The organism is Sporosarcina sp. QA0331, assembly GCF_055808055.1.
Window position 1 is genome coordinate 1,855,066 of the sequence record NZ_CM147850.1, and the last position, 12,271, is coordinate 1,867,336.

Below are 12,271 nucleotides of genomic sequence, written 5' to 3' on the forward strand. Positions count from 1 at the left end.
TCACAATCAATTATGCCTCCAAGCAAAATGCTCGGAGGCTTTGGAATGAATCTTAAAATCCTTGGAAATCTCCAAATATCGGGCTAAGTAAGCTTGTTAGGAAAACGATGCCGTCAAAGAACAGTAATAGTCCAAAGGCAATCATAATATAACCGCCGATTTTCATAATAAGATTACTGTTTCTGCGAATCCAGCCGAGTCGTGTAATGAAAAACGACAAGACGAAAAATGGAATCGCGAACCCGAGCACATACATCATCATATACAGCATGCTGGAACCCGGGTTTGCCGCTGCTAATCCGATGATCGCTCCAATGATCGGCCCCATGCATGGCTGCCATCCTGCTGAAAAAGCAAGTCCGATCAAAGCCGTCCCTAAATAGCCAGCTGGACGATTTTTGAATTGCAAACGATGCTCTTTCATTAAAAACTTCGGTGTAAACAACCCGATGACCATTAATCCAAACAATACGATGAAAATAGCACCGATCTGCCTAAGAATATCTTTGTACTGTACGAAAAAATTGCCGACAAATGATGTACTGAATCCTAAAAAGACAAAGACGACCGAGAATCCGAGTAAAAAGAACAGCGTATGGAGCATACCATTCCGATTCATACGTTTTGAATCCGATTTCAGCTCTTCGATCGACATGCCGGTAATATAAGATATGAATGCCGGATACAATGGCAGGACGCAAGGCGAAATGAAACTGAGGAAACCTGCGCCAAATGCTAGAAATATATTCAAATCAGTTCCCATCATTCTCTCCCCTTCATTTTTCTTCTCCCATCGTACCAAATCCGAAGCCGAAATTCGCTCATTTTGACTGTGAACAATTAATGAACAAAGAAACGCGAAGAGAAGCGGTTAGCTGCGACAGGTGGTGGCCGACTAAAACCGCCGCGTCCTGCGGCAACGTCGGCACTAGTACGTCCTGTACGTCGGAGAGCTTGAACAAAAGGCGCTTTTTGCCTTTTGCTTCAAGATTGAAGCGCCCCGAGCAGCTGCTCCTCGTAACTAGACAAAGAAAAAACCGATTCGCCTTCGCAATGAATGCGTTGGCGAACCGGTATGTTACATAGCATCTTCTACGAGACCATTTTGTAATTGATACATCATGTAATAGAGTCCTTTTTGTGATAGAAGTTGCTGGTGCGTTCCGCGTTCGACGATTTCGCCTTGATGGAGGACGAGAATGAGCTCCGCATCCTGGATTGTGCTCAATCGATGGGCGATCGCAATTGTCGTACGGCCTTTACGCATTTTTTCCAAGCTTGCCTGGATGGCGACTTCCGTTTCCGTATCGATATTCGCAGTCGCTTCATCTAATACGAGGATTTTGGGGTTCGTCGCAATTGTCCGCGCAAATGCGACCAATTGACGCTGTCCGCTCGAGAACGTCGACCCTCGCTCTGTCACCTTTTGCGAATATTTATCCGGCAGTTTTTCAATGAATTCATTCGCTTGAACAAATTCAGCTGCAGCTCGGACTTCCTCGGAAGTCATTTCCTTATTATGCAGACGGATATTACTTTCAATATCCCCGTAGAACAAGAATGGATCCTGAAGGACAAGCCCGATCTTCTTCCGCAGTTCAGCCTTTGGCAAGTCTTTTAAAGAAACTCCATCAATGAGGATTTCTCCTTGCCCATATTCATAGAACCTCATAAGCAAGTTGATGATGGAGCTCTTCCCGCTTCCTGTATGACCGACTAACGCAACAGTTTCGCCGGCATTAGCTGTGAAAGAGATGTTTTTCAGTACATCGTTCTTGCCATCGTAAGAAAACGTCACATTTCGGAATTCAATCGTTCCGTCTTGGATTTCCTTATGCTTTGTTTCCTGTTGGGTAGGTTCCATATCCGGATCATCCATCAATTTGAATACTCGAGATGCCGAAACGAGCGCCTGCTGGAAAATAGACATCCGCTGCATTACTTGTTGGACCGGCTGGAATAAACGACCGATCAGCGTCGTGAATGCATAGATGATCCCTACTTCTACTGCACTATCGAGTGACATGAATCCGAAATAACCGAGAACGAAAACGATAGCGAAAGCATAAAGCAAGTCGATGAACGGCCCTAGAAGAATACTATCGAATTTAATATTCCGCATTCCTGCACGATAATGGCCTTCGTTAATATCATCAAACTCACTTGCCAACCGTTCTTCTTGCCGGAATGCTTGAATCATGCCCATGCCTGATAATGACTCGGCGATTTTAGCATTCAATTGACTCAATCGTTCGCGAATGTCCTGATAGAAATCCGCACTGTAACGACGATAGACTATGATGATCGCCATAAATAACGGCAACAGAATCATTGATACAAATGATAATTTCACATCAAGTGAAAAGAGAGCGATGTAAACACCGATAATGACGAAGATCGCTTGCAGGAAAGTGACGACGACGCTGACGAACATTTCCTTGATTGATTCCGTATCATTCGTCACACGTGACACAATGCTTCCTGCCGGTGTCCTGTCAAAATAACGCATGCCAAGCCCCTGCACTTTCGTGAATACATCAATCCTCATTTGTTGTATGATCTTCAAGGCAATGTCCTGAAAACGGAGCAATTGAAAATATGACACAACGACAATGAAAATCTGCAAACCGATATAGACGAGCGCAAGCGTCAATACTTCGTTTTTCGGGAAGTTGAGCGGCGTCAAATAATCATCGATGAATGATTGGATGATGAGCGGCCCGACAATGCTTCCCGTAATCGTTAATATAAGGAAGAACAATGCGACCGAGATGCTTACCTTATGTGGAATTGCATAGCGCATCAACCGCTTGAAGACGATCCATTGGTCCTTTGCCGTCAATTTAGGCTGTTTTTCCATCTGCATTATTCTTCCCCTCCTTGCTCGACAAGCACTTCCAATTGCTGCAAGTCATACATTTCCTTATATCTTCCGTTCAATGCAAGTAACTCTTCATGGGTACCCGCTTCAACAATCGTTCCTTCATGCATGACGATTATTTTATGCGCATGTTGGATGGCACTTAATCGGTGAGATGTAATAACTGTCGTTTCACCTGTCCGTGTCCGTTTTAGCGACTCAAGGATTGCTTCCTCGGTTTTCGCATCGACTGCGGATAGTGAATCATCCAAAATAAGCAATTCAGGTTGCATGATAAGCGCACGCGCAATAGATACACGTTGCTTTTGGCCTCCGGATAGGGAAACGCCGCGTTCACCTACGACAGTTTCATAGCCTTCAGCAAATCCTGTAATATCGTCGTGGATGTGGGCAAGCCTTGCCGCTTCATAAATTTTCTCCCGATCCAATTTCGGATTGGTAAATGCAATATTTTCTGCAATCGTCGTAGAGAATAGGAAATGATCTTGCGGCACGTAACCAATCGATTCACGTAAACGCTGCTGCTTATATTGGTTGATCGGATGTCCGCCATAGATGATGCTTCCTTTATATCCTTCAAATTCTCTCAGCAATAATTTCAAAATTGCCGTTTTCCCGGAGCCGGTCTTCCCGACAATGCCGAGCGTCTCTCCTCGTTTCAAAGTGAAGTGAACATCGCGGAGCGCCGGGCTTTCGTCGTCCGGGAATTTGAATTCCTCGATATCAAAGTGAAGGTCTCCTTCCGGTCGGCGATCAATAGCCCCTGTGACGTCTTTAATATCTGGAGCGATAGATAATAGTTCTGTAATACGGCTATATGAAGCATTTCCGCGTTCCACGATATTGAACAGGAACCCGAAAGCGAGCATTGGCCATACGAGAAGCCCAAGGTATGTACTGAACGCTACCATGTCACCGATGGACATATCTCCTGCAATGATAAATTTTGTTCCGAAATAGAAAGATAGAATATAGGATACCGCAAAGATGCCTGTGATTGTCGGATCGAAAAGTGCATCCACTTTCGCCACTCTCATATTTTTAGCGACGACATCCGTCGATAGATCCGTGAAATCTTCAATATCTTCCTTTTGCTGTCCAAACGTTTTGATTACTTTAATACCGGAAATGCTTTCCTGCGTCTTATCGTTCAGATTGGAGAACGCCTCTTGTGCAAAGCGGAAACGCTTGCGCAGCAATCTTCCATAATAACTTGTCAGGAATATCATGAACGGGAACGGAATAAGTGCAATGATCGTCAGTTTCCAGTTAATGGTCAACGCCATCGTCAAAATAACAAAACCACCAGTGGAAATGGAGTCGACAAGTGTCAAAATCCCCATTCCTGCCGTCTGTTGAACGGCGTTGATGTCATTTGTCGCATGGGCCATCAAGTCCCCGACCCGTCTCTTTTGATAAAAAGAAGGTGACATTCTCGTAAAATGATTGAATAATTTCTCTCGCATCGTTCGCGATAATAGCACCGCGGAGCCAAAGATCATGACGCGCCAATAATAGCGAGACAGATACATTAACACTCCAGCAATCGCCAGGATGATGAGCCACTTCGTCAGCTCGGAAGCTGTCAATGCGGCTTCCGTAATATCATCGACGATCAAGCCGATGATTTTCGGAGGAAGCAATTGCAATAAGGAAACGAACACGAGCGCTGCGACACCGAGTCCATATTGTTTCTTCCGTTGTTTGAAAAACCAGCCAAGCTGTAGTAAAACTTTCACACTAATCCCCCTTTTTCTCTATCCTTGAATAGTCTATCAAAAGTCTGAACAATAGAAAAGGTACGAAACTTAAATTATTCGGTTTCTGAAATACTTTTTATATGGACAAATGGGATCCAATGTGCCTCGCCGTTGTCGGAAACGAGGCGCAGCGTTCCATCCAGTGTATTGATTTTTTGGATATGTCCTTTTCCTTCTGTTACTTTTTCATGGTCCCAATAGTGTATGGAAATTTGTAAATTCCTTTCTGCGGCTTCATGGATTTGATAGTTCCATTGTTCGAGTTGCTGTTCGTCGGGCTGTTGCCTTATTTGCAGTTCGTCTTCCTTTTGCCATTCGCGCAGCTGCTCGACATGTTCGGGCAGCATCATCGCCGTCCATTTGATGCGTCCTCGGTCACGGATCATCAGATCATCTCCTTAAATATTCAATAACCGGATTTCCGCTTCAGGCGGGCGGTGAGCCTCCTCACTTTGCTTCGCTTCGTTGCGGGGTCTCACCTGACCCGCGCATCCCCCAGGAGTCGCCGCCTTTCGCTTCAATCCTCTGATCGTACAATTTATTTGAAGGTTCAATTACATAAACCGTTGGAAGTCAATCTATAAGCCGCTATAATGGATAAAACAACCCAACAATGATGAGAATCTATAATGGCTTTATTTCATTCTCACTCCCTACCTTGAGCTTTTCGATTTTATTTTCTTAACTTGCTTTATATGCTTCAAAAGGATGGTTTCTTTACGATAAGGAGGAGTTAGACGAGTGTAAAACCTGCCCTGTAGTAATCAGAATCAAAATGATTATAAAAGGGGTAGTGAGAATGAAAAGTAGGTCTTTCCGGTTTTTATGGATTAGCCAGGCATTGGCGAATGCAGGAGATATTTTTTATATTGTCGGGCTAATTTCGGTTTTATATAGCCTTACTGAATCGCCATTTATATTAGCTTTAGTGCCTTTTATCAATATGGTCGGCCGTTTTGTTAGTGGATTGTTTTCACCTTTGCTGATCAATCGTTATCCGTTGAAACAATTGCTCGTGTATTCGCAAACTTTTAAGACTATTGCGTTGGGTGTGCTGTCAATTATCACCTTTTTACTTGTGCCTGCTGTACCGGTTCTTTTGGCATTCGTGCTAGTCATAGCATTTTTGGATGGTTGGGCTGCGCCAGCGAGCCAGGCTATGCTGCCACGTCTCGTTCCTTCGCATGAGCTCGTGAAAGCGAACAGCTTTTTTTTTATCGTGTATGAGACGGTCAATTTAGGTGGTTGGGCGCTTGGCGGTTTGCTTGTTGCTTTTTTAGGCGGGCAGCTTGTTATCGTGCTTACGTTTGGATGTTATGTAGCAGCTACAATCCTTTTGATAAATATAGTCGATGCTACCGGCTTCACGAGAAAGGAATCTTCCGTCCGGCGTTTCGATGAGTTGACAGAAGGCTGGAAGCTCATATGGAGGCATCCCCTTTATAGAAGCCTTCATATTCTTATAGCGTTTGAAGCGATTGCCAACGTTGTATGGATCGCTTCCATCCTCTATGTTTTTGTTACCGAAGTTCTTGGACAGTCAGAGGCTTGGTGGGGCTATATCAATACGGCATTCTTTGTAGGTATGCTGCTTGGCGGGATTCTTTTTTCCCGTTTCGCTGCTTCAGCCGAGAAAAGATTGAGGCCGATTTTGCTAATTTCCTCTTTCAGCATTTGCATCGTCACCTTTCTTTTCGGTTTCACGCAGATAGGTTGGTTGTCACTTGTTATCGTCTGTTTCAGCGGCATTTTCCAACAGGTGAAAGGGATCGCGACGGAGACTTTGTTGCAGAAAAATGCAACGTCCGAAGTACTTCCTAAAATTTACGCGGCGCAAAGCACGATTGTTTCCCTTCTATTTGCGATTGGTTCTTTAGTTTTCGGTCTGTTGGCTGAACTATGGGATGTACGGATGACGTATTTGCTCTCGGCAGGATTACTATTGGTTGCATCCATCCATTTGTATTATCAACGCCGACATTTATCTGCAAAAGAATAAGAAAGGCTGACCGTCCGGCTTCTATGCAAGCGGGACGGTCTATTTCATTTGTAATGCCCGCCGATGAGTTGGGAGCGGTGGACGGCGGTTCCTGCGTCTGTGTAGGAAACCGCTCGCAATACAGCTGTGGAGCCGTATTTTTTGCGTAATGAATCCATCGCTGCGCCAAGCTGTCGATTACGCCATTTATGCTCATCGAAAAAGCTAAGCTGCATGGCATATTCGTTTTCAAGATTCGCCAGACTAATGGCGATGCGCCGTACAGGGCGACCATCGTGGAATTCGTCGAGGAGCTTCATGCAAAGTCGGTAGATGGCCATCGTATCGTTTGTCGCTTCATACATTGAACGGGAACGGCCGAATCCTCCTCCAAGTGAATTCTTTGAATAGCCGATTGACAGATGGACTGTGCGACCTGCCTTTCCCGCTTCTCTCGCCCGCAATGCGACGTCTTCGCACATTTCAAGAATGACGGCGAGGATGTCTTCCCGTTTCGTGTAATCACGATACAAAATCTGGCCCTTTCCATAGCTGATTTGTCCTTCGACGAGCGGGGCTCCGAGATCGGATAAGTCGATGCCATGCGCATGATGATACAATTGGTTGCCCATAACGCCGAATTTTGTTTCAAGCCGTTCGAGAGGCGTACGGGCTAAATCACCTACTGAGAAGATCCCCATATTGTTCAACGTTTTTTCAAGCCGGCTGCCGATTCCCCACATCCGGCTGAGCGGCGCGACTGGCCAGAGTCTTTTCGGAACGTCCTCATACGTCCAACGGGCAAAGCCGGTTTTTTTCGCATCCAAGTCAAGGGCGAGCTTTGCCATCAGCATATTCGGCCCCATTCCGCAGGCGGATCGGAGCTGGTATTGGCTGACAAGCTCATCTTGGATTCTCTTGACGGTTTTTTCAGGGTCGCCCCAAAGCCGCTCGGTTCCACCTAAGTCAATAAAGCTTTCATCGACAGAATACACATGGATTGCCTCTTTCGGCACATAGTGGTTCAAATATTTGGCGATTTCCATTGAAACATCGATGTAAAATTGCATTTTGGGCTCGATTAGCCGGATGGATGGGTCATCGGGGATTTCATAAAGTCGCTTATGTGGGTGTATTCTCTAACAATCAGGGGTTCATTAATTAAACCCGAATAGAGAGTGATTTATTAATACCTTACTTATGATATTAATTAATCTCCGTATTTCAATTACGGAGATTAATATGCTTTTTAGCGTTATTTATTCTCGTATAGTTTATAATAGAATGTACATTCTTAATTAAATAAAGGTTGTGATAATGTGGAACTAAAAAACAAAGGGATAAAATTTAGCGTCAAAAAAGCGAATGTTGATATTGGACATAATTATCGTGTTGAATATGCAACGATTGTCGTCGAAGACACCAATACTAAATTCTTTAGAGTTCATCCCGCAACTAACTTTATTAAACAACGATATGGAAAAACAGATCACAATTACAATTCTCAAAAGAGGGCTTCAGACGTTATTGTACAGTTCTTAAATTGGTTAATAATTGATAACTATCATGTCTATCAAATAGATTCTTTAAAGAAGCTTACCCTTTCACATGGTGTTGATTTCTTAAATCATTTGAAAACCACTAAGTACATAAGTCGGAAAAGAGAACAAGGGGTATACAGATCAAGGGGGACCTTAGAGCACGCGGATATGTATCTAAAATATTTCTTTAAGTTTTTGAATGATAAAAAAATCATTCAAGGGCAATTAGCAGAAATTATTAATGAAAATACATACAAAGCTAAAAACAATCAAGTAACAGTTGGCTCCATCTTTATTGGAAACGGATTCTCACTTCCGGCAAAAAATATTACTAGAAATGAATTGAAACTTGAGCATTTCCCCCACTCCAGACTAATTACTTTGTTTTTGGAAATTGCGGAACTTGTAGCTCCAGAAATTTCTTTCGGTATTTACCTCCAGTTTTTCGGTGGTTTACGAAGAGGTGAAGTAGTTAATGTCTTACGTAGCGACCTTCGTGAATACGGACCAAATGGAGAACACGGTTTATCCGTAAGAATAGGATACAAACCTTACTTATGGGAAAGGTTAAACGATATCTCATCCTGCTCAGTTAAAAGAGATACAAGACTTTTTCCGGTACAACCAATTCAAGTCCTCCCCAGTATCTCAGTCCCATTATTAAAAAGTTTTAAAAAAAGGCTGAAAAATCTACAATACATCAACAACTACAATGCATTATTTATCGATAACGACGGTGATCCAATGAGTGGTGATACATATGACGAGAGGTTTAATAAGGTAAAGCGTGAATTTTTAAAAGTAGTTAAAAATAAAATGCCTTCTTATTACCCTTTATTATCATCCAACTCTTGGGGAACACATATTGGTCGACGTATTTACACTAATACTATGGCGAAGATAGTTAAAAGTCCTGCTGAACTAGCTATTCTTCGAGGAGATAAAAGCCTTGAATCTGCACTAGTGTACATGAGTAAAGAAGCTATTCGAGAAGAAATACAAGAGGGTTTACAAGCAATGTATAAAGAGAGGATCGAAGCTTGCGACAGCTTTGATGAAGAATTGATCATAGGTATAGCACAACAGTACAACGATAGTTTAATGAATACAGTTTTAAGAAAGGATGCTAGAAATTTTGACTAAGGAACTGTTGAAAAAAGAAGTTGTAGAGTTAACTGGTTTTAGCCCAGATAAAATTAGTCGATTAGTAGAAATAAATCTCATTAAATATAATGGGAAACCTTACAATAAAGATAAGATAATCAAATACTTAAATTTTGAAAGAGAAATATATGACAATTGTTATGATATTAGTGAATTTGTAAAGGTAGTCGGTATTCCAAGATATACGGGACTTCTTAATATTGAATTGCATTATCCCGATGAATATATTCTCCTTAATATCAAAAAGGTTTTGTCCCCTATTAAAGGAAAATATGTTTTTATAACTAAAGATTCCGCTCTTGATTTTAAACAAGCCTTAGAGAATAAAAAGGCGATATTTTCAACCCACATTTCTACGAAAGAAGCGAACAAAAGATATGGGTTAGGTTTTGAAAGAATAAAATATTACACTAAGATCAATAAATTAACACCTGTAGAAGCCCCGCCAGGCTTTAAAGAACGTGGTTTGTTTTTTTCTATTAAGGAATTAGATAAAATTATGATAGAGGAAAATGCCTTTTTTGAAAATCATTATTCTCTCAACGATGTCAAAGAAATATTTGGATACTCTGAGAGCAGTTCGAGTTCAATAATGAGTTTAGTCGAAAGTGGACTTCTAAAATTTGTTAAAACAGAATTCGGAAAAATATATAAAAATAACAGAAATAACAAATCTTGGATAACAAAAGAATCCGTACATTCACTTTTAGATAAATTGAAGAACGATTATCTTGAGTTAGATGATATAGCGTACAAGTTAGATCTCTCACCGGGCTATCTACGTACTATATTTTCAACTGAGGACAAACTTCTTATTAATTACAAAACTTATATATCAAAAGATAAGGCAATAGATTTTATGGCACCCTATGATTTAGACGTAATTAATGATTCTCGCTCTTCATCTGTAAGAACACCTTACAGTGAAAATGGTTACTATACATTAAAGGGAATCGAACGTGTTTCTTCTAGAATGGAAGGTACTTTGTTCAAGTTATTGCAAAAAAATGAATACAAAAATCTTTTTATTGATTTTTTTGAGCCTGACGAAAATCATGATTATTGGAAAATATCAAAAAAAGAAGTTGGTGATTATTTAGGAAAAATTGCGGATTTAAGAAAAAGGTATTTTACAAGAGAAGAATTGCTTAAGGAATTAAATTTGCGAAAGATGCCCTTTAAAAAAATCCCTATTACCTCCACTGAAATACCAATATACATGAAGTTTTTCACCAGCATAAAAGGTAGATACCTATATGACAAACAAGAAGCAAATCGATTTATAAAGGACAAAGAACTCTCTTCACTTGTTTTTGAACAATTACACCTCGACACTTCTGATTACATAAAATCCTTTTTAGTTTTAAGGAAGTTACCAGAATACCTTAAAGATACAACTAGGCTTTTGATTTCTTTCGCGGAGCAATCCCTAGCCGCTAGAACCGCACTCCCTGATACTTTAAACAAATATAAACGTGACTATTTACTATCGATTGAATACTTGATTAACTATAAACTTCAAAAAGAACTTTTTCTCTTTAATAATACTGAAATACACCTATTTATTGAAAAATGCCCTTCAATAAATCAAAGAATATGTTTATGGAACATACTAATGTATATAGAAAAAGAAAGGCTATGTCGATACTCTCTTAAGAATCTACATTATCCTCTAAGAAAGAAAAATAACGAAGACAAAATGAAAATTAGTTTTGAGGATTGGATTGAGATTTATCAGTATTCTAGCAACTTAGATATTCATGTTAATCAAGCTATCGTTGATAAACGTTATTCAAATTTATGGTTATTCACGTTGATTCTATTAACTAACGCTTGGAGACCCAGCGATGTTTTTCGTATTCCCCCAATTCAACCTGAAACTATTGGCGTTCCGAACATAGAATGGTTTAAATATCATGAAATCACAACACCACAGGCTCAAAAAATAATAAATATAATTAGAAGCTATAAGCTAGTTACTGCGAAAAACGGTATGCCTAGGGACTTCACATGTAATCTTGATTTAGTTATACCTCTGGTAACCGCTCTATGCATAACTGAATTTCATAGACGTAAATCAAATAGTTTTACATTGATAGATTTTACAAATGAAAAGAAAAAACAAAATAATATTCGTGCAAGTCATTTCAACTACTTTTTCGGAAAAAACGAAAAACTAAAACATATCAAATTCTCTCCTTTAATCGCCAACCGTTCTTTAATGGAACATCTTTTTTATTCTATTCAAGAGAAAAAAGGAAAAGGAAACTCTGCTTTTGAACTCCTTATGAAATTTCGTAATCATAAAACAGATGTAACAAAGGAATACATAGGTGACGGTGGAAATGAAATTGCCCTTCACCTATTTTCCCGAGGAGAGTTTGGCTTTTTATATGATCAATTGGTAGAACTTCTCACAGGAGTTCGTGAAAGTTCATTACAAGAAAGAACATTTGAAATTTCTCGTATCAAACGTTATTTTGAACCCTTTGAAGTTGAGAACATTTTCAATTTCTTATCTAAAGCAATGAATCAGGAAGAACAAAATTTTATGGATAAAATTCTTTCTTTAACGCCAGATGAAGCATTAGAGCATATTCGTAAAATGTATTTGGGTCATATGCCTGCTAAATATCCAGACATACAATGTTTGATTTATCCTGAATGCCATAGACTTTCTAATCAATACAGTTGTAACCAATGCCCTTTTGCCGTGCATAATGTGTATGCATTAACTGCGATTTTCAACGAGTTTGAAGATAGTATCCAAAGATATAAAAACACTAATAAAAACGGTGTTAAACAGAGAGAGCAAAATACAATACTTAAAATTCAGCACCTTCTGATAAAGGCGATTGAAAAATTCGGTGAAGATTATGTATTCAGCTTTTATACTGAGGGTGAACCCGCATTTATGCAGCAGTTAACTTTAATTGAGGAGTGACTT

The 12,271-nt window shown here is 40.3% G+C and carries 7 protein-coding genes and 1 pseudogene; 3 read left to right on the forward strand and 5 right to left on the reverse strand.

The annotated features are described in order from the left end of the window. Window positions 1–52: 52 nt before the first annotated feature. The 4 genes from AC0L13_RS09090 to AC0L13_RS09105 form a co-directional block, all read right to left on the reverse strand. Window positions 53–763, reverse strand: coding sequence for a cytochrome c biogenesis CcdA family protein (locus AC0L13_RS09090; protein ID WP_473646149.1), 711 nt, complete (start codon window positions 761–763; stop codon window positions 53–55). A 315-nt stretch (window positions 764–1,078) separates the two neighbouring features. Next, window positions 1,079–2,860, reverse strand: a complete 1,782-nt coding sequence (locus tag AC0L13_RS09095; protein WP_473646931.1) for an ABC transporter ATP-binding protein — start codon at window positions 2,858–2,860, stop codon at window positions 1,079–1,081. Window positions 2,861–2,865: 5 nt separating this feature from the next. Beyond that, a complete protein-coding gene (locus AC0L13_RS09100; protein WP_473646151.1) occupies window positions 2,866–4,620 on the reverse strand; it encodes an ABC transporter ATP-binding protein in 1,755 nt (584 codons plus the stop codon). 74 nt (window positions 4,621–4,694) lie between these two features. Beyond that, window positions 4,695–5,027: a YolD-like family protein gene (locus tag AC0L13_RS09105; protein WP_473646154.1), complete on the reverse strand. Its 333-nt coding sequence runs from the start codon at window positions 5,025–5,027 to the stop codon at window positions 4,695–4,697. A 413-nt stretch (window positions 5,028–5,440) separates the two neighbouring features. Between AC0L13_RS09105 and AC0L13_RS09110 the strand changes: the two genes are divergently transcribed. Further along, window positions 5,441–6,640, forward strand: a complete 1,200-nt coding sequence (locus AC0L13_RS09110) for an MFS transporter (protein ID WP_473646157.1) — start codon at window positions 5,441–5,443, stop codon at window positions 6,638–6,640. Window positions 6,641–6,684: 44 nt separating this feature from the next. Here the strand turns inward: AC0L13_RS09110 and AC0L13_RS09115 are convergent. Then, window positions 6,685–7,740, reverse strand: a pseudogene (locus tag AC0L13_RS09115) (DinB/UmuC family translesion DNA polymerase); the annotation flags it as partial. 198 nt (window positions 7,741–7,938) lie between these two features. Between AC0L13_RS09115 and AC0L13_RS09120 the strand changes: the two are divergent. Together AC0L13_RS09120 and AC0L13_RS09125 are read left to right on the forward strand one after the other, a co-directional pair. Continuing rightward, window positions 7,939–9,303, forward strand: a complete 1,365-nt coding sequence (locus AC0L13_RS09120) for a hypothetical protein (RefSeq protein WP_473646159.1) — start codon at window positions 7,939–7,941, stop codon at window positions 9,301–9,303. Beyond that, window positions 9,296–12,268: a hypothetical protein gene (locus AC0L13_RS09125; protein WP_473646162.1), complete on the forward strand. Its 2,973-nt coding sequence runs from the start codon at window positions 9,296–9,298 to the stop codon at window positions 12,266–12,268. The genes AC0L13_RS09120 and AC0L13_RS09125 overlap by 8 nt, the downstream gene beginning before the upstream one ends. The last annotated feature ends 3 nt before the right edge of the window (window positions 12,269–12,271 follow it).